20 protein-coding genes and 1 pseudogene are annotated in these 18611 nt (G+C 37.6%); 19 read left to right on the forward strand and 2 right to left on the reverse strand.

Translation table 11 applies throughout. The features are described from left to right. Positions 1-197: 197 nt before the first annotated feature. The 14 genes and pseudogenes from deoB to J2S10_RS02820 all read left to right on the forward strand — a co-directional run bounded on the left by deoB (position 198) and on the right by J2S10_RS02820 (position 14188). The gene (gene deoB / locus J2S10_RS02755) at positions 198-1382 is read left to right on the forward strand and encodes a phosphopentomutase (RefSeq protein ID WP_307404185.1); all 1185 of its coding nucleotides are present in this window, start codon (positions 198-200) and stop codon (positions 1380-1382) included. A gap of 14 nt (positions 1383-1396) precedes the next feature. Continuing rightward, on the forward strand, positions 1397-2215 hold the full coding sequence (locus tag J2S10_RS02760; RefSeq protein ID WP_307404186.1) for a purine-nucleoside phosphorylase: 819 nt from the start codon (positions 1397-1399) through the stop codon (positions 2213-2215). 14 nt (positions 2216-2229) lie between these two features. Next, positions 2230-3534 (forward strand): pyrimidine-nucleoside phosphorylase, encoded by a 1305-nt coding sequence (locus tag J2S10_RS02765; protein WP_307404187.1) that lies wholly within the window; start codon positions 2230-2232, stop codon positions 3532-3534. A gap of 166 nt (positions 3535-3700) precedes the next feature. Beyond that, a complete protein-coding gene (locus J2S10_RS02770; RefSeq protein WP_307404188.1) occupies positions 3701-4873 on the forward strand; it encodes a D-alanyl-D-alanine carboxypeptidase family protein in 1173 nt (390 codons plus the stop codon). A gap of 133 nt (positions 4874-5006) precedes the next feature. Then, positions 5007-5357: an anti-sigma F factor antagonist gene (gene spoIIAA / locus J2S10_RS02775; protein ID WP_307404189.1), complete on the forward strand. Its 351-nt coding sequence runs from the start codon at positions 5007-5009 to the stop codon at positions 5355-5357. 1 nt (position 5358) lies between these two features. Then, positions 5359-5799, forward strand: coding sequence for an anti-sigma F factor (spoIIAB, locus tag J2S10_RS02780; protein WP_307404190.1), 441 nt, complete (start codon positions 5359-5361; stop codon positions 5797-5799). A gap of 12 nt (positions 5800-5811) precedes the next feature. After that, positions 5812-6570 carry an RNA polymerase sporulation sigma factor SigF gene (gene sigF / locus J2S10_RS02785; RefSeq protein ID WP_307404191.1) on the forward strand — a complete coding sequence of 253 codons (759 nt, stop codon included), beginning with the start codon at positions 5812-5814 and terminating at the stop codon, positions 6568-6570. A gap of 108 nt (positions 6571-6678) precedes the next feature. Continuing rightward, complete coding sequence (locus J2S10_RS02790) at positions 6679-7299, forward strand: stage V sporulation protein AA (RefSeq protein ID WP_307404192.1); 621 nt, start codon at positions 6679-6681, stop codon at positions 7297-7299. Next, complete coding sequence (locus J2S10_RS02795) at positions 7289-7714, forward strand: stage V sporulation protein AB (protein WP_307404193.1); 426 nt, start codon at positions 7289-7291, stop codon at positions 7712-7714. Before J2S10_RS02790 ends, J2S10_RS02795 begins: the two co-directional genes overlap by 11 nt. 33 nt (positions 7715-7747) lie before the next feature. Next, a complete protein-coding gene (locus J2S10_RS02800; protein ID WP_307405130.1) occupies positions 7748-8320 on the forward strand; it encodes a stage V sporulation protein SpoVABEA in 573 nt (190 codons plus the stop codon). Next, a complete protein-coding gene (locus tag J2S10_RS02805) occupies positions 8304-9794 on the forward strand; it encodes a spore germination protein (protein WP_307404194.1) in 1491 nt (496 codons plus the stop codon). Before J2S10_RS02800 ends, J2S10_RS02805 begins: the two co-directional genes overlap by 17 nt. Positions 9795-9955: 161 nt before the next feature. Then, positions 9956-11260, forward strand: coding sequence for a diaminopimelate decarboxylase (gene lysA, locus J2S10_RS02810; RefSeq protein WP_307404195.1), 1305 nt, complete (start codon positions 9956-9958; stop codon positions 11258-11260). Between the two features lie 298 nt (positions 11261-11558). Beyond that, positions 11559-13018: pseudogene (locus J2S10_RS02815) on the forward strand (IS1182 family transposase). Between the two features lie 792 nt (positions 13019-13810). Then, on the forward strand, positions 13811-14188 hold the full coding sequence (locus J2S10_RS02820) for a GNAT family N-acetyltransferase (protein WP_307404196.1): 378 nt from the start codon (positions 13811-13813) through the stop codon (positions 14186-14188). Between the two features lie 4 nt (positions 14189-14192). Here the strand turns inward: J2S10_RS02820 and J2S10_RS02825 are convergent, their stop codons facing one another. Then, entirely contained in the window at positions 14193-14714 is a 522-nt protein-coding gene (locus J2S10_RS02825) for a DUF309 domain-containing protein (protein ID WP_307404197.1), read from the reverse strand. A gap of 105 nt (positions 14715-14819) precedes the next feature. Continuing rightward, the gene (locus J2S10_RS02830; RefSeq protein WP_307404198.1) at positions 14820-14915 is read right to left on the reverse strand and encodes a YjcZ family sporulation protein; all 96 of its coding nucleotides are present in this window, start codon (positions 14913-14915) and stop codon (positions 14820-14822) included. A gap of 206 nt (positions 14916-15121) precedes the next feature. On the opposite strand from J2S10_RS02830, the gene J2S10_RS02835 reads away from it, so the two are divergent. The 5 genes from J2S10_RS02835 (at position 15122) to J2S10_RS02855 (ending at position 18580) form a co-directional block, all read left to right on the forward strand. Beyond that, the gene (locus J2S10_RS02835; RefSeq protein WP_307404199.1) at positions 15122-15892 is read left to right on the forward strand and encodes a segregation/condensation protein A; all 771 of its coding nucleotides are present in this window, start codon (positions 15122-15124) and stop codon (positions 15890-15892) included. Further along, positions 15879-16466, forward strand: a complete 588-nt coding sequence (gene scpB / locus J2S10_RS02840) for an SMC-Scp complex subunit ScpB (RefSeq protein WP_307404200.1) — start codon at positions 15879-15881, stop codon at positions 16464-16466. The genes J2S10_RS02835 and scpB overlap by 14 nt, the downstream gene beginning before the upstream one ends. 107 nt (positions 16467-16573) lie before the next feature. Next, entirely contained in the window at positions 16574-16993 is a 420-nt protein-coding gene (locus J2S10_RS02845; RefSeq protein ID WP_307404201.1) for a hypothetical protein, read from the forward strand. A gap of 24 nt (positions 16994-17017) precedes the next feature. Then, positions 17018-17506, forward strand: coding sequence for a YpuI family protein (locus tag J2S10_RS02850; protein ID WP_307404202.1), 489 nt, complete (start codon positions 17018-17020; stop codon positions 17504-17506). Positions 17507-17689: 183 nt separating this feature from the next. Then, complete coding sequence (locus tag J2S10_RS02855) at positions 17690-18580, forward strand: superoxide dismutase (protein ID WP_307404203.1); 891 nt, start codon at positions 17690-17692, stop codon at positions 18578-18580. Positions 18581-18611 lie beyond the last annotated feature (31 nt).

An 18611-nucleotide genomic window follows, 5' to 3' on the forward strand; every position in this document is an offset into this window, starting at 1 on the left:
TCAAAATGTCAAAAAGCCGCCAAAATTAATGGCGGCTTTTTTCTTGTAATTTCTAAAACTTTTAGTAAAATAGAGATGTCAGACTTCCGACAAATGAATTTTAAATTATGGTTATTCCTATTTAAAAAGGGCAACATATTGTTGTGAAATCTTTTGAAAATATTGCAAACGTTTCCATTGAAAAGGAGGAAGAACGAGTGGCAAATCATATATATAAACGGATATTTATCATCGTAATGGACTCAGTTGGTATCGGTGAAGCACCGGATGCTGAAAAGTTTGGTGATAAAGGGGCGGACACCTACGGCCATATTGCTGAAAGAATGAATGGACTGAATATGCCGAACATGGGGAAATTGGGTTTAAGCAATATTAGAGAAATAAAGGGAATCAAAAAGGCAGAAACCCCATTAGCTTGTTATACAAAAATGATGGAGGCTTCGAATGGGAAGGATACGATGACGGGTCATTGGGAAATTATGGGTTTGAATATTAAAACACCTTTCAGGGTTTTCCCGGAAGGCTTTCCGAAGGAGCTCATTTCTGAATTAGAAAAACGTTCAGGAAGAAAAATCATTGGCAATAAACCTGCGAGCGGAACAGAAATTTTGGATGAGCTTGGGGAGGAGCATATAAAAACGGGAGCATTAATTGTCTATACTTCCGCTGATTCCGTACTTCAGATTGCTGCTCATGAGGAGATTATCCCAATCGAGGAACAATACAAGATCTGTAAAATAGCACGTGAGTTGACACTTGATGAAAAATATATGGTTGGCCGTGTCATTGCCAGACCCTTTTTGGGCGAACCGGGTAACTTTAAACGAACAGCAAACCGTCATGACTATGCATTAAAACCTTTTGACCGAACGGTTATGAGTGAATTGAAAGATGCTGGCTTGGATGTGATTGCGATCGGAAAAATTTCTGACATCTATGATGGAGAAGGCGTAACCAAATCATTACGGACTATTTCCAATATGGATGGAATGGATAAGTTGATAGAAACGTTTGATATGGACTTTACTGGAATTAGCTTCGTAAATCTAGTTGATTTTGATGCACTTTATGGACATCGCCGTGACCCTGAAGGATACGGTAAAGCTCTTGAGGAATATGATGCCCGTTTACCCGAGGTTTTTGCAAAAATGAAGGGAGACGACCTGCTAATGATTACAGCTGACCACGGGAATGACCCAGTTGCACCCGGAACAGATCATACTCGTGAATATGTTCCATTGCTTGTTTACTCTAAGAAAATGAAAGAAGGAAAAGAACTTCCGCTTCGGGAGACTTTCGCTGACCTTGGAGCAACAGTGGCTGAAAACTTTAATGTAAAAATGCCTAACTATGGAAAAAGCTTTTTAAATGATTTGAAATAAGAGGAGGAATGGAAATGGATTTCGAAAAAATTCAAAATGCGGCAGGCTTTTTAAAAGAAAAATATACAAAAACACCAAAAATTGGTCTAATACTAGGTTCAGGTCTTGGGGTGTTAGCAGATGAAATAGAAACCCCTGTAAAAATCCCCTACAAAGAGATTCCGGACTTTCCAACTTCGACTGTTGAAGGCCACGCAGGACAGCTTGTTTTTGGCTTGCTTAACGGTGTCGAGGTAGTTGCAATGCAAGGGCGCTTTCATTACTATGAGGGTTACAGTTTCGATAAGGTAACCTTCCCAGTTCGCGTAATGAAAGAATTGGGTATCGAAATGTTGATTGTAACGAATGCTGCAGGTGGTGTAAATGAAAGCTTTACTCCAGGGGATTTAATGATTATTTCCGATCATATCAATTATATGGGATCCAATCCGTTAATTGGCCCGAATGATTCCCGTCTCGGTGTTCGCTTCCCTGATATGTCAGAGGCGTATACTAGGGAATTACGCGAAACAGCAAAAGAAATTGCTTCTCAATTAAACATTGATATAAAAGAAGGAGTTTATTTTGGGTTTACTGGACCGGTCTATGAAACACCGGCAGAGATTCGTATGGCGAGAACTTTGGGTGGTGACGCGGTCGGTATGTCAACAGTTCCTGAGGTGATTGTGGCACGGCATGGAGGCTTAAAGGTGCTGGGAATTTCCTGCATAACCAATATGGCTGCAGGAATACTTGATCAGCCATTATCACATGAAGAAGTCATTGAAACAACTGAAAGGGTAAAATCAAACTTCCTTTTATATATAAAAGAAATTGTTAAAAACATTGGATAAAGTGGTGATAAGCGATGAGAATGGTTGACTTAATTGAGAAAAAAAGAGATGGACACGAATTATCGACAGATGAAATTAATTTTATTATTAACGGATATACGGATGGCTCGATTCCCGATTATCAAATTAGTGCCTTAACAATGGCCATATTTTTTAAAGGAATGACTGAAAAAGAAAGAGCCGATCTAACATTGGCAATGGTAGAATCCGGTGATCAAATTGATTTATCCGCAATAGAAGGAATTAAAGTAGATAAACACTCAACAGGCGGTGTTGGTGACACAACAACACTTGTCCTTGGTCCGCTTGTTGCAGCTGTCGGAGTTCCAGTTGCTAAAATGTCCGGACGCGGTTTGGGTCATACCGGTGGAACGATAGATAAATTAGAGTCAGTTCAAGGTTTTCATGTTGAAATTGAAAATGATGAGTTTATTGAACTTGTTAACAAAAACAAGATCGCCGTAATTGGTCAAAGCGGAAATTTAACTCCTGCAGATAAAAAACTATATGCATTAAGAGATGTGACTGCGACGGTTGATAGCATTCCATTGATCGCGAGTTCCATTATGAGCAAAAAAATTGCTGCTGGTGCTGATGCCATTGTTCTCGACGTTAAAACAGGTGCAGGTGCCTTCATGAAGACATTGGATGACTCAAGAGAATTGGCAAAAGCGATGGTACGGATCGGGAATAATGTCGGCAGAAGAACGATGGCTGTTATTTCTGATATGAGTCAGCCGCTTGGTTTTGCTATTGGAAACGCTCTTGAAGTAAAAGAAGCGATTGATACATTAAAAGGGGAAGGACCGGAGGACTTAACGGAGCTTTGTTTAACTCTAGGAAGCCATATGGTTTATTTAGCTGAGAAGGCTAGTTCATTAGCAGAAGCACGAACCATGCTTGAAAATGTAATGAAAAATGGGACAGCACTGGAAAAATTAAAAGTCTTCTTACGTTCGCAAGGCGGAGATGCTACAATTGTTGACAATCCTTCGAAAATGCCGCAAGCACAATATATCTATGAGCTTGAAGCGAAAGAGGCGGGTTATGTTTCGGAAATCGTTGCAGATGAAGTTGGCACAGCAGCGATGCTTTTAGGAGCGGGCAGGGCAACGAAAGAATCAATTATCGATTTAGCGGTTGGACTTGTATTAAGAAAAAAAATTGGCGATAAAGTTGAAAAAGGTGAATCTTTAGTAAGGATTTACAGTAATTTTGAAGATGTAAAAGAAGTAAAAGATAAGCTTTATGAAAATATTAAGGTTTCTGCTACAAAAGTAGATGCACCGATTCTTATCCATGAAGAAATAACGGAATAATAAGAAATGCTTCAACGCCTTGTCCAGGCTACGGAGCCGGTATTTATACCTTAAAAAGTCAGGGATTTAATTCCCTGACTTTTTTTATTTTAATTGGAGGAAATAATTGTATAAAGTTGATTGATTTGGAAAAAATGGAGGCTATAAAGAATGGAGGGTTATGCGAATGAAACGATTTATCTCTTTATCGGTGATATTCTTTTTGTTTACCGGTTTAGGTATTCCTTCTGCCATGGCAGCAGAAAAACAAAGCACAACTGATATTGCCAGCAACGTTAAGTCTGCGATATTAATTGAACGTGATACAGGCAAGGTCCTCTATGAGAAAAATAGCCAGGAAGAGCTTCCGCCGGCAAGCATGACAAAAATTATGACTATGCTTCTCATCATGGAAGCCATTGATCAGAGAAAGCTTAGCTGGAATGAAAAAATTCGGACAAGCGAATATGCAGCCTCTATGGGCGGTTCACAAATATTCTTGGAACCGGGAGAAGAAATGACCACAAAGCAAATGCTTATGGGTATCGCGATTGGCTCAGGGAATGACGCAGCGGTTGCAATGGCGGAGAGAATTGCAGGCTCTGAAGATGCATTTGTTGACATGATGAATGAGAAGGCAAAACAACTTGGTTTGAAACATACTTTCTTTAAAAATACAACAGGTTTACCGGTCAGCGGCCATTTTAGTTCAGCATATGATATGGCCATTATGGCGAAGGAATTATTAAAATATGAAGACATTACGAAATTTACAGGTATGTATGAAGGATATCTCCGTGAAAATACGGATAAAAAATTCTGGCTTGTGAACACCAATAAATTGGTGCGTTTTTACCCGGGAGTAGATGGCTTAAAAACCGGCTTTACTGCTGAAGCCAAATACTGTTTAACGGCAACGGCGCAAAAGAATGGGATGCGTGTGATAGCAGTTGTTTTTGGTGCCCCAACTTCTAAGGAAAGAAACGCACAAGTTACGAAAATGCTTAATTATGCATTTAGTCAATATCAAACACATCCAATGTTTAAGCGAAATCAATCAATCGCTAAAGCAAACATAAGCAAAGGGAAAGAAAAGTCTGTGGAGGCTGTAACAAGTGAACCGCTTTCCTTGCTGACAAAAAAAGGTGAAAAAACAGCGGATGTAAAGAAAAAAGTAATTCTGCAAAAAAATCTTAATGCACCTATTCATAAAGGCGATAAGGTTGGAACCATCAAACTGATTAAAGATGGAAAAGTCATCTTAGAAAGTCCGTTAGTTGCCAATAAAGATGTAAAAGAAGCAGGCTGGTGGACACTTTATAAGCGTTCATTTGGAATGTTTACGAAAGCAGGAAGATGAAACGTACTACTGTCGAATAACAAAAATTAGTCACTACTTTTAGCGAATTACGACTAGTTTTGTCCAGGTAGAAGGAAATTAACAGACCTGCATAGAATTGACTCACTATACCAGATGAAGGAGGCTAGGGATAGTGAGTCTTAACATTGAAATGGAAATTAAACATGATGTTCTATGCATTCGCTTAAGCGGGGAATTGGATCACCATACGGCGGATGAGCTTCGGGAACAGGCTGCAAATGTTATTGAAAAGAACGATATACGCCATATTGTCTTAAATCTGGAACGACTTTCTTTTATGGATAGCTCAGGACTTGGGGTTATTTTAGGAAGATACAAACAAATCAAGCAGGTGCACGGTGAAATGGTTGTTTGTGCAATTTCCCCTGCAATACAAAGATTATTCGATATGTCTGGTTTATTCAAAATCATCAAAATGGAACCGACAGAAGAATTTGCATTGCAAAGATTGGGGGTGGCCTGATATGAAGAATGAAATGAATCTTCAATTCAGTGCATTAAGTCAAAATGAATCATTTGCACGTGTCACTGTTGCGGCATTTATTGCCCAGCTTGATCCGACAATGGATGAGCTGACAGAAATTAAAACTGTTGTATCGGAAGCCGTGACCAATGCGATTATACATGGGTATGAAAATGATCCAAATGGTATTGTCTATATTCAAGTATCGATTGAGGATAGCTTAGTTGAAATGACAATAAAAGATGTTGGATTTGGAATTGTAGATGTGGAAGAAGCTCGTCAGCCATTATTTACAACGAAACCGGACTTAGAACGATCCGGTATGGGATTCACCATCATGGAAAATTTCATGGATGAGGTTGAGGTTCATTCACAGCCAGGTAGAGGAACCGAGGTTAGATTAAGAAAGCATTTACAAACTCGCAAAATGCTTTGCAATTAAGGAGACTTGCCAATGGATGTGGAGGTCAAGAACGATAAAAATCAAACGTATTTAAAGGATCATGAAGTGAAAGAGCTTATTAAAAAGAGCCAAGACGGAGACCAAAGCTCAAGAGATTTAATCGTTGAAAAAAATATGCGTCTCGTTTGGTCTGTTGTTCAACGCTTTCTTAACAGGGGGTATGACCCTGATGATCTTTTCCAAATTGGTTGTATCGGATTATTAAAATCGGTAGATAAATTTGATTTGTCTTATGATGTAAAATTTTCTACCTATGCTGTTCCGATGATTATTGGTGAAATTCAAAGATTTATTCGCGATGATGGTACCGTTAAGGTCAGCCGGTCCTTGAAAGAAATGGGGAACCGTATCAGAAAAGCGAAAGATGAGTTATCGAAAACATTTGGGAGAGTACCAACTGTCAATGAAATATCAGAGTATCTTGGACTATCTCCGGAGGATGTCATCCTGGCCCAAGAAGCAAGCAGGACTCCTTCTTCTATTCATGAAACGGTTTATGAAAATGACGGAGATCCGATTACATTATTGGATCAAATCGATGACGGTAACGAAGGAAAATGGTTCGATAAAATTGCTTTAAAAGAAGCGATCCGTGAATTAGATGAGCGTGAACGACTCATTGTTTATTTAAGATATTATAAAGATCAAACCCAATCGGAGGTTGCACTCCGGCTAGGTATTTCTCAGGTTCAGGTTTCAAGGCTTGAGAAAAAGATATTAATGCAAATGAAAGACCGTATGGATCTCTGATTCCAAACGGTCTTTTTTTTTTTTTTGCCTATTTTTGGTAATCATGAAAAAATTGCTTACTACTCATACTATTTATACGAGGAAATCTATGTGTGGGAAGTGAATGTTTTGGAAAAAACAATCTACGTTCGCATGCGGAATCGTGTTCAGGCTCTTCCTGATGAAAAGATTTTTTTTAAGGATGTAGCACAAATCATTGCTCCGGAGGCATATCTTTCAAAATTAGAAAAAATGTTGATCCATCAAGTTTCTGAAAAGGATAAAAATATTATCATCATTGATGTCATGAAAGTGATTGATATGGTCACTTCTTTTTTTAAGGAATTGGAAATACAAACGATTGGACCTGCACAAACTATTATTGAAGTGAAATTTAAGAAAAAGGGAGGTACCATTCCTTTTTTTCTTTTAATTTGGTTCTTACTATTTTTTGGTTCAGCAATGGCGATTATGAATTTCCATGATGATGTAAGCATGAAAAGTGTTCAAGAAAAATTGTATACGATTATTACCGGAATAAAAGAGCCTAAGCCATTATTATTTCAAATTCCCTATTCGATTGGATTAGGTCTTGGGATGATTTTATTTTTTAATCATGTATTTCAAAAGCGCATAAACGAGGAACCCAGTCCACTGGAAGTAGAAATGTTTAATTATCAGCAGGATTTAGATAATTATGTAATTATTCATGAAAATAAGGAAAGTATGAAAAAGCTTGATGACGATTAAGATTCTTGGAGTAATTTTTTTGGGATTAGCAAGTGGATTGGCGGTAGGCTCCGGTTTTGTTGCTTTTCTTACCGTCCTCGGGGTGATTCCAAGGCTGACACAGCTTTCAAAAACAATGAGAATGATCCAGCATTATGAATGGGCTGTAGTCATCGGCGCACTTACCGGTGTAATAGCAAGCTTAAGGGATCCTGTTTTAGGTATCTCTTCCTATTTTTTAATCCCTCTCGGGGTAACGGGCGGAATCTTTGTTGGGATGTTAGCTGCAGCCCTAACAGAGGTTTTGAATGTTCTGCCGATTTTAGCAAAAAGAATCCGATTGGATGGGAAAATCATTCTGCTGATTATGGCTATTGTATTAGGAAAAATCTTTGGTTCCATTTTTCAATGGGTTTATTTTATACCTCACAAATAAGAGTACGCCATGAAAGGACATCACAGTATGAGCATTCGGAGGCGTGTTATTTTAATAACTGATGGAGATGAATATGCAAAAAGGGCAGTAGAGCATGTTGCTCATGAAGTAGGCGGTCGGTGCATTTCGATGTCACAAGGAAATCCCTCCGTTTTAACCGGTCCTGCAATTATTCAATTAATAAAAAAGACTCCGTATGATCCTGTACTGGTGATGTTTGATGATAGTGGTTTATTAGGTGAGGGTGCAGGTGAAAAAGCATTGAAATTTGTGGCAACCCATAAGGAAATTGAAGTTCTCGGGATCATTGCCGTTGCTTCAAAAACAAGAATGGCAGAATGGACAAAGGTCAATGTAAGCATTGACCGGGATGGAGAATTGACGCCGTACGGTGTTGATAAGTTCGGTATACCGGAACTCGAAATCGGGAGACTAAATGGAGATACAGTCTACTGCTTAGATGAATTAGATGTTCCTCTTATCGTCGGTATTGGTGATATTGGAAAAATGGCAAAACGTGATCACTACGAAAACGGTTCACCGATTACAAGAAAAGCGGTAGAACTTATACTCGAAAGGAGCGGTTTTCATGACAAGAGAAGCTGAGACCAAATGGCCAATCCCTGAATCAGTGCACGAGATCGAAAATTATATGAAACAAAGGGTTGGATTAGGAATAAGCTTTGATTTAAATATTCGAAAATTAAAGATTTTAAAAAAGGATGTACATATATATTCTGTTAGCGGTTTATGTGATACACGATTTGCAATAGAACTGGTTGAAGAATTAGTTGAGATTAATGATCATGAAAAGTTATCTTCAGATGTTTTTAAGATAATTGAAAACCGTCTTGTCAACCAATCTGTACAACCAATTACATTGCTAAATGATTTGGTCCACTTTTTACTATCTGGATTAATAATAGTAGCTATTGATGGTGAAAGTACAGCGTTTGTTATTGATGTAAGAAATTATCCAGGTCGCTCGCCACAAGAACCCGATACAGAAAAGGTTGTAAGAGGTGCACGGGATGGTTTTGTCGAAAATATAATTCTTAATACAGCTTTAATAAGAAGGAGAATAAGAGACGAACGCCTTCGATACGAAATGATAAGGGTTGGAGAAAGGTCGTATACAGATGTTTCTTTAGCTTATTTAGAAGATGTGGCAGACCCTGATTTATTACATATTCTCAGAAAAGAATTAAATGCTATTAAAATTGATGGGATTCCAATGGCTGATAAAACGATTGAAGAGTTTATTTTAAAACAGGGGTTTAATCCATTTCCACTCGTAAGGTATACAGAAAGAGCAGATGTAGCTGCCGCACATATTTTAGAAGGCCATATTATTATAATTGTAGATACGTCACCAAGTGTTATAATTGCACCAACCACTTACTTTCATCATGTACAGCATGCAGAGGAATTTCGTGAATCACCGGCAATGGGGACATTTTTGCGGTGGACCCGTTTTTTAGGGGTTTTAACTTCCATTTTTTTACTTCCATTATGGTTGTTATTCGTACTAGAACCATCCTTATTACCAGAAAAGCTCTCATTTATCGGACCTAATGAACAGACCAATATTCCAATCATTGTTCAAATTTTTTTAGCGGATTTTGGGATCGAATTTTTAAAGCTGGCAGCCATTCATACACCAACACCGCTTTCAACGGCAATGGGCTTAATAGCGGCGGTGTTAATCGGGCAGATTGCTATTAGTGTAGGTCTATTTGTTCCGGAAGTAATTTTGTATGTAGCAGTGTCTGGCATTGGAACATTTACAACACCTAGTTATGAGCTAAGTGTAGCAAATAAAATAGCCAGATTAACCTTATTGATTTTTGTGTCCATGTTCCATACATCAGGCTTTGTAATAGGGTCTACTTTACTATTTATTTTTCTTGTCAATACTCGCGCGCTCAATACACCCTATTTTTGGCCTTTTCTTCCTTTCGAACCAAAAGGATTCATGCAGATTATTATTCGGAGGGCGATACCCGGTTCCCTTTTCAGACCAAGTATTGTTCACCCGCGAAATCGGTACCGTCAACCACCTAAAGCGAATGAGAAATGATTGCAGATTTATTTTGGTTATGCTAAAGTAATTTTAATTAAATAAAGGAATAAAGGATATAAACTAGGCAGTTTCTTTTGCAGATTCTGTCTATTTATTTATTATCATTTTTGTTCGTCTACATAAACTGATTATGTGTTAGAACGGAGAGAGGGAAGGGAATGTATTTTTACGGGACAACAGGCGTTAATAATAAGGGGCATTTAGAAATTGGTGGTGTTGATTCAGTTGAATTGGCACAGGAATATGGAACTCCTCTTTATGTATATGATGTAGCGTTAATGAGAGAACGGGCAAAGGGATTTAAGGAAGCTTTTGAACAACTTCAAGTAAATGCACAGGTTGCTTATGCCAGTAAAGCATTTTCGACGATTGCCATGTTACAGCTTGTTGAAGAAGAAGGGCTATCACTTGATGTAGTCTCAGGCGGTGAGTTATATACGGCCATCAAGGCAGGCTTTCCAACAGAAAGAATTCACTTTCATGGAAATAATAAAAGTAGAGAAGAATTAGAAATGGCTTTAGATAACAGGATCGGCTGCATTGTTGTTGATAATTTTTATGAATTAGCACTGCTAAAAACGATTTGCAGCGAGAAGGATACAAAGGTAAACATACTATTAAGGATTACTCCTGGAATTGAAGCCCATACGCATGATTATATTTTAACCGGGCAGGAGGATTCAAAATTTGGCTTTGACCTCCAAAATGGACAAGCGGAAAAAGCATTACTGACTGCGCTTCAGTGTCCTCATTTTGAGGTACTTGGACTTCACTGTCACATTGGATCACAAATATTTGAGACAACCGGTTTTCTACTGGCAGCCAAAAAAATAGTCGAGAAAATGGAAGCGTGGAAAACTGCTCATTCCTTTGAAGCAAAGGTTTTAAACCTGGGTGGAGGCTTTGGAATTCGCTATACGAAAGAAGATGAGCCAATTCTGCCTTCACAATACGTTACCGAAATAATTAAAGAAGTAAAAAATCTAACTGAGCAATATTCGCTGGATATGCCTGAAATTTGGATAGAACCAGGAAGATCTCTTGTAGGGGATGCAGGTATTACCCTTTACCAAGTTGGCTCCTCCAAAGAAGTTCCGGGTGTTCGAAAGTATTTAGCCGTCGATGGCGGTATGAGCGATAATATAAGACCCGCACTTTATCAGGCAAAGTATGAGGCGGTGCTTGCAAATAAACCGTTAGCAAAATCAAATGAAACGGTATCAATTGCTGGCAAATGCTGCGAATCTGGGGATATGCTGATATGGGATTTGCCACTGCCTGAAACAGGAGAAGATGATGTTCTGGCTGTATTTTGCACAGGTGCCTATGGATACTCTATGTCAAACAATTACAACCGCTTGCCGCGGCCGGCAGTTGTTTTCGTTGAAAATGGTGATGCAAGACTTGTAGTAAAAAGAGAGACGTATGAGGATTTAATCCGGCTTGATTTACCATTGAAATAAGCAAAAGGCTGACTTTATAGGTCAGCCTCAGATTGTCGAGAAAGGGTATTTTTCTCGGCAATTTTTTATTTTGTCAGAATCATACCAAATTTATTGATTGTCCCTGCAAATGGGCCTGTTGATTTACGCTCCGGGCACTCGCTTTCCGCGGGGAGGTCCTGGAGCCTCCTCGGCGCTTTGGCGGAGGCCACTGAAAAAGTCCTTTTATATTAGGCAGTTGAACGTTTGATTTAATCAAACGTTCAACTGCCTTTTTGTTTTATAATAATATTATTAAATGTATGTAGGTGATATCCAAATGATTTCCAATCAAGACTCTTTCAATCTTAGTCCATATATAGCGATTTATGATCTCGTTATTCCAAAGGATAATATGCTTCGCCAAATCAATGAACTAGTGGACTTTTCTTTCATTCTCGAGGAATTAGAAGCGAAATATTGCCTCCATAATGGTCGCAATGCATTGCCTCCGATTCGTATGTTTAAATATCTATTGCTCAAATCGATTTATGATTTGTCAGATGTAGATGTAGTAGAACGTTCTAAATATGATATGTCGTTTAAATATTTCCTCGAAATGGCACCAGAAGATTCCGTTATGGATCCAAGTTCTTTAACGAAATTCCGTAAGCTCCGTCTTCAAGATGTGGGTTTATTAGACATGCTCATTGGGAAAACAGTTGAGATTGCGCTTGAAAAAGAAATCATTAAAAGTAAAACGATTATCTTGGATGCCACACATACAAAAGCGCGCTATAATCAAAAGTCACCGAAAGAATTTTTACAAGAGAAATCAAAAAATGTTAGAAAAGCTGTCTATCAAATCGATGAATCTATGAAAGAGAAATTTCCACCGAAAACAACTTCTAACGAAATAACAGACGAACTTAATTATTGCGATCAAATCATTTCTATTGTTGAATCGAAGCCACAAATAGCTGCAATCCCAGCTATTAAGGAAAAATTAAATGTATTAAAAGAAGTAGTAGAAGATTATACAGAACAACTAAATTATTCAACAGATCCAGACGCACGTGTAGGACATAAAACAACGGATTCTTCTTTCTTTGGTTATAAAACTCATATTTCGATGAGCGATGAACGAATTATAACGGCAGCCGTTGTAACAACGGGCGAAAAAAGTGAGGGGAATATATGCAGGAGTTAATTGAAAAAAGCCAAGATACAGGAATGGAAATTGATACAATTATTGGGGATACTGCTTACTCTGAGAAGAATAGTATTCGCTATACAAAAGAGCATCAATTAACACTTATTTCTAAGTTACATCCACATATTACACATGGAACACGATCAAAAGAAGATGAGTTTGAATTTAATAAAGATGCAGGAATGTATGTGTGTAAAGCAGGGCATATGGCCGTTCGAAAAAAGTATGAAGAAAGAAAGGGTCAAGATAAAAACCCTAGAATCAAGTATCTTTTTGACATAAAAAAATGCCAAGTTTGTCCATTCCGTGAGGGATGTTATAAAGAAGGAGCGAAAAGTAAGACCTATTCCGTAACCATCAAATCGACGGAACATAAAGATCAAGAAGTGTTTCAAAATACAGTAGCATTCAAAGAACTAGCGAAAACTCGCTATAAGATTGAAGCAAAAAATAGCGAACTTAAACATAGACACGGGTATGATATAGCGTCATCTGCGGGTCTATTTGGTATGGAAATTCAAGGGGCTACAGCGATATTCGCAGTCAATCTCAAGCGGATTCTAAAACTCCTCCATGAGAAAGAATAAAAAAAGAGAAAAAAGGCAGTTTATTGTCAGAATCTGGACAATAAACTGCCTTTTTTATATCTACATACAATGACAAGCATAAAAATCTTAAGATTTTCAGTGGCCTCAGCGAAGCGACGAGGAGGCTCCCCGACACGCCCGCGGAAGCGAAGTGCCTGGAGCGCCAATCAACAGACTTGTTGAAAAGCCTATATATCAATAATATTATAACAAATTAACGCGGTGAATTATTGAAGTAAATGAATAAAATAAGAGGCTGCCGAGGGTTTTTCGACAGCCTGAGGCTGACTTTATAGGTCAGCCTTTTCCTCATTTACTTTGGCAATAAGGGCTGTAGCGTTTTTGTCACCAATTGAATCCCCTAATATAAACGTAAAAATTATTTAGAAGTTTCATAGATTGTAAATTTCTATACTAAGAAAGCATAATTTTGAAGAGAGAATGGATTAATTCAGTTATTTAGTGTAGAATGTAGAACAAGTACGCCTCTTCAAATCTTTTTTGGAGGAGAGTTTTTATGAAAAAAAGTAACTGGACTGTATTTGGTTTCCTCATTGGATTATCCCTTGTCTGGGGAGTGATTTATTGGGTTTTTATTGGCCCTAAGCATTAGTAATATAAGGATTGAAGAATAAACATTTATTATGTATGATGGTGTTTAGTGAAACATTATTAGCATTAGCTACATATACTAGAATAAATTGTTTATTAATCATTTGTTTAGAAAAAATAGATTATTGCTAAACCGAGGATTATTATAGGTTTATTTAATATAATGAGGGATCGATCTATATGTTAATTCGTTATAAGAAGACATTCGAAAAAATTGCTATGGGCTTACTTTCCTTTATGCCGAATGAAAAGGATTTAAAGAAACTTCAATTAACAATGAAGGAATATGAAACAGAAGAGGATTGGCAGCTTTTTTTGTGGAAGGAAGAAGATATTATCGGACTTCTCGGGGTTCTATATCATGATGATTCAAACGGTTTGGAAATTCAGCATATATCTGTAAACCCTTCACATCGGTTTCAAGGGGTAGGTAAAAGAATGGTAAAATCGCTTAAGGATATGTTTCCGGATAAAAAAATAATTTCAAATGAAAATACAGCCGCATTTCTTGGAAAATGTGATGTTTGTGACGGTCACCTTTTAAAAGGCAACGATTAATATATTATTCGTTGCCTTTTCTTTCTTTTAATGCAAGCTCCCGCTCATGAATGACACTGGTCCTGTCCCGTAATTTATGGCGGTGAATTAAGCTTTCATTTGCTATATTACTTTCTTTTCCCCATAGAAATCCTGCTTGTTTACATTCTATTTTGGATTCTTTTAGTAAAAGCAGGTCACAAATTGGCAATTCAAAGCTTGTGTAAGCTTCCTCTTTTTCAATGGCGGATAACCGGCTATGTAGCAACAGCATAAAAATGGCTGAATCAAAACCAAGATTTGTTAATAAGGAAGTTTGTCCGCTAAAAATAGTTAATGCCTTTTCCAAAGTTCTTCGTGCACCTTTAAAATTGCCTCGGCGGTGATGATAAGTAGATACGGCTACCTGAATAAATCCTACCCAAATGGAATCCTTGTTTCCTTTATCCGCTATTTTCCAGTAGTCTTCGAGGATTTCATGGCATTCAAAATAATCCCTGTCTCCATGAAAATGTATTAAGTATTGAATAAACTCTTTTGGATACAAGAGACTCCCCCTCCCGGATGCTTTATGTATAGTTTAGCACAACCGAATAAGAAAAAGCCCGCCTTCAAGACGGGCTTCCAAGCCCTTTTCTATAACATCTTGTTATTAAACAATCCAGGAAGCACCAACGATAATTAACAAAATGAATAGAACTACGATTAACGCGAATCCGCCGCCGAAACCGCCTACGCCATCAGACATATATAAAACCTCCTATAAGTTTTTGTTCTTTTCCTTGTCATCATATGTAGGGGATTTGTCCAATGTTATGGGCAATCATCACATTTTCGAGAATAAAGACCGTGTACGGTTGATTTTACTATTGGATAACCATTATGAATCCTCTATACTATTAATAGTCTGTTTGTATTAAAGACGAATTTTTTTTAGGGAATTTGGTGAAAAAAATGCCGTACCAAGTGAAAATTGATGCATTTGAAGGTCCGTTGGACTTACTTCTGCATTTAATTAATCGGCTTGAAATTGATATATATGATATTCCTGTTGCCCAAATAACCGAGCAATATTTAATTTACATTAAAACAATGAATGAACTGAAACTGGATGTTGCAAGTGAATTTTTAGTGATGGCCGCAACCTTGCTTGCGATTAAGAGCAAGATGCTGTTGCCAAAGCATGAAGAAATTATCGCTGAAGAGGATTTTGAAAATTCCTTTGAAGAAGATCCAAGGGACGAGCTTGTTGAAAAGCTAATTGAGTATCGAAAGTATAAAGAAGCGGCTCAGGACCTTAAATCAATGGAGGAAGAACGGGGTCTCATCTATACAAAGCCTCCAAGCGATCTGTCCGATTTTACAAAAGAAATACAGCCGGAACGAACAGAATTAAATGTTTCTCTCTATGATATGTTAGCTGCTTTTCAAAAATTATTACGGAGAAAGAAACTTCAACGTCCGCTTGTCACAAAGATTGCTCGTCAGGAAATCTCCATTGAAAAACGAATGCATGAAATTATGGATGAATTGAAACAGATAAAGGGACGAAAAAGATTTGATGATTTATTTCCATACCCTGCAAAGGAACATATCGTTGTTACGTTCTTAGCCGTCTTGGAGCTTATTAAGAGAAACGAAATTGATGTTGACCAGCAAGAAAACTTTGGCGAAATCTTTGTTGAAGCTGTTAAGGAAGGAGTGGATGTGGTTGGATCTAATTAATTGGAATAGCATATTAGAAAGTCTATTATTTGCAGCCGGAGATGAAGGGCTTTCACTTAAACAATTGGCGGAGGTTTTGGAAATAGATACGTTGATAGCGAGCGAAATCATAGACGAATTGAGGAAAGAATATGACCGAAACGATCAACGGGGCATAATGATTGTACAGCTAGCCGGAACCTATCAGCTCGCAACTAAAAAAGAAAATGCAGCTTATCTGAAGAAGCTTGTGGATTCCCCAAATACAGCTACCCTGTCCCAGGCCGCTTTAGAGACGTTAGCGATTATCGCTTATAAACAGCCGATCACGAGAGCGGAAATTGAAGAAATTCGTGGTGTAAAAACAGAAAGACCGCTGCATACTCTGATGAGCAAAGTGCTCATTAAAGAAGTGGGACGTGCTGAAGGCACCGGAAGGGCTTATCTCTATGGAACCACAAAGGAATTCCTTGATTATTTTGGTTTAAAAAGTATTGAGGAATTGCCCCAACTTCCCGAAAAAGTGGATGATGAGTTTGTTCAAGAGGAAGCGGACTTATTTTTTGAGAAATTTCAAGAAACGATTAACTCTTAATTCCATCTATTTATGTTAAAATAAATTTAGTTATTAATAATAAAAATCTTTTTATATTTTACTAAGTTATTTATTGTTTAGGTAATGGCTGAAGGAGATGGATTCATTTGCTTATTAAAGAATGTATAGGGTATGAATTAGAAAAAGAAAAATCAAATACCTCTGAAGACTTTTTCAATAGAAGCGAAGTTACTTTTATTGAGGATGGAATGGAAAAGACACTTCATGTTTTGTATGTTAGATACTTTGATGAGGTATTCACCGAATTTACACCCTTAGCACAAAACCCTATCTGGAAAGAAGGGGAGAATGAAGTTTTATTTAGGGACATCGTCGCACTTGTTTGCCTGATAAAAAACCCGGGATTGCGGCATCGTAAACGATTATACATTAATTCAAAACATGAATTTGCTTCTTATTTTCAGGATATTGATTTTAAAAAATTACCAGACATTTTCCTTTCGCTTAAACAAAAGAAAAGCTTTGAACTGCGTTCACCGCTTGAATTTATTTTACAGCCAAATTAAAGAAAAATTTCCGGAGGTGTAAATATGGGAAATACATTAGTGAAATCACAGCTTAATGATGTTAAGGAATTTTTAAAAAAGACAAGTATTACCCTGGAAGACTTTTTAAATGAAACAACCATTTCTCAAATGAATTTAGAAAATGAAGAAGATCGCAATTACTATAAATTAATCTTTTCTAATTTACGAAGGCTGGTTGTTTATAGTGAAGAAAGTTTAGATGCTTGTGCGGTTATATTACAAAGCGAGCCTTTTCAAAAACCTGCTGCCGAAAAAACGCTTTATCGAATTTATCACCAGTGCATCGAAGAGTTTTTCTCTCCAAAAAACGATGCATGGTTCGAAGATAGCCGATCTGCCTATACAGGAAAGAACTCAATCAAGTTTTATCGAGATGTAGCTGAAAATCTTCATCAATTGGTCAAAGGCCTTGAGGGCGAGTTTCAGAGAATTAGAGAAGAACTTGAATTTTATGAAACTGATTATCGTACGAAAATGATTCAATCTAAATAAGCGTTTTGAAGGCTGTTCCCTTGGTATCTGCAAGATATCAATAAGGAACAGCCTTTTTTGTTATGCTGCTATCGTTCTTAACATGGATGTTCCATCATACCCTTTAGGTAGAATAATGGAATATGTGATGGATATGTATTTGAATCATCTACAGTGTAAAAGCAAAAGGAAATGAGGGTTTTGATGGAGCGCTTTAGGGGCTATGTTAAAGAATTATTTGAATGGAATGAGCAAATGAAACAATTTCTTGAATCAGAAAGGGTGGGTGCTGAATCAGAATTATGGGAGCAGCTTGATGACTTTACGGAATTGATTGAAAATACAAGCAGGGAATTATCAGATCCTGAACTGCTTAATTTACAATCAAAGGCTGAGCAAATCCATGACCATATGGAAGGTTATTTTAGAAGAAAACAAGAAATCGGAAATATTTGGGTGGTTGAAAAACATGTTCCTCCCGGCGGTCACTCACTTCCGGACCTGCCTTACTCCTATCAAGCCTTGGAACCTTATATTTCCGAAGAAATCATGAAGCTGCACCACGATAAGCACCATCGTTCCTATGTTGATGGCTTAAATAGGGCTGAATTAAATTTGAAGAAGGCAAGGGAGACTAATGATTTCTCTCTAATTAAGCATTGGTCAAGAGAGCTGGCCTTTCATGGTTCAGGACATTATCTTCATACTATTTTTTGGAGAAATATGAGTCCAAATGGCGGCGGAACTCCGAATGGCCTAATTAAAGGAGAAATAGATAATTATTTTGGCAGTTATGAGGCTTTTAAAAAACAATTCTCTGAAGCTGCAAAACAAGTAGAGGGAGTCGGTTGGGCTGTACTTGTCTGGTCACCGAGAGCAAGGCATTTAGAGGTTTTGCAATCTGAAAGGCATATGCTTTTAACTCAATGGGATACGATCCCTCTCCTTGTTCTGGATGTTTGGGAGCATGCCTATTATCTCCAATATAAAAACAATCGGGCTGATTATGTCGATAATTGGTGGAATATTGTAAATTGGAATGATGTTGAAATCAGATTTGAAAAAGCGGCTGATATTAAATGGCCGGCTTTCTAAAAAATAAAGAAATTGTTTCAGGCAATCGGCT

The sequence above is a fragment of the Neobacillus ginsengisoli genome, from assembly GCF_030813055.1.

What these genes read in the sequence shown, in the direction of transcription:
- J2S10_RS02795 (WP_307404193.1), top strand. Translation starts at nt 7,289, where the DNA reads ATGACGATTAAGATTCTTGGAGTAATTTTTTTGGGATTAGCAAGTGGA.
- J2S10_RS02850 (WP_307404202.1), top strand. Translation starts at nt 17,018, where the DNA reads ATGGGAAATACATTAGTGAAATCACAGCTTAATGATGTTAAGGAATTT.
- J2S10_RS02835 (WP_307404199.1), top strand. Translation starts at nt 15,122, where the DNA reads ATGCCGTACCAAGTGAAAATTGATGCATTTGAAGGTCCGTTGGACTTA.
- J2S10_RS02760 (WP_307404186.1), top strand. Translation starts at nt 1,397, where the DNA reads ATGGATTTCGAAAAAATTCAAAATGCGGCAGGCTTTTTAAAAGAAAAA.
- J2S10_RS02770 (WP_307404188.1), top strand. Translation starts at nt 3,701, where the DNA reads ATGAAACGATTTATCTCTTTATCGGTGATATTCTTTTTGTTTACCGGT.
- lysA (WP_307404195.1), top strand. Translation starts at nt 9,956, where the DNA reads ATGTATTTTTACGGGACAACAGGCGTTAATAATAAGGGGCATTTAGAA.
- J2S10_RS02830 (WP_307404198.1), bottom strand. Translation starts at nt 14,915, where the DNA reads ATGTCTGATGGCGTAGGCGGTTTCGGCGGCGGATTCGCGTTAATCGTA.
- spoIIAB (WP_307404190.1), top strand. Translation starts at nt 5,359, where the DNA reads ATGAAGAATGAAATGAATCTTCAATTCAGTGCATTAAGTCAAAATGAA.
- J2S10_RS02855 (WP_307404203.1), top strand. Translation starts at nt 17,690, where the DNA reads ATGGAGCGCTTTAGGGGCTATGTTAAAGAATTATTTGAATGGAATGAG.
- sigF (WP_307404191.1), top strand. Translation starts at nt 5,812, where the DNA reads ATGGATGTGGAGGTCAAGAACGATAAAAATCAAACGTATTTAAAGGAT.
- J2S10_RS02820 (WP_307404196.1), top strand. Translation starts at nt 13,811, where the DNA reads ATGTTAATTCGTTATAAGAAGACATTCGAAAAAATTGCTATGGGCTTA.
- J2S10_RS02765 (WP_307404187.1), top strand. Translation starts at nt 2,230, where the DNA reads ATGAGAATGGTTGACTTAATTGAGAAAAAAAGAGATGGACACGAATTA.
- J2S10_RS02805 (WP_307404194.1), top strand. Translation starts at nt 8,304, where the DNA reads ATGACAAGAGAAGCTGAGACCAAATGGCCAATCCCTGAATCAGTGCAC.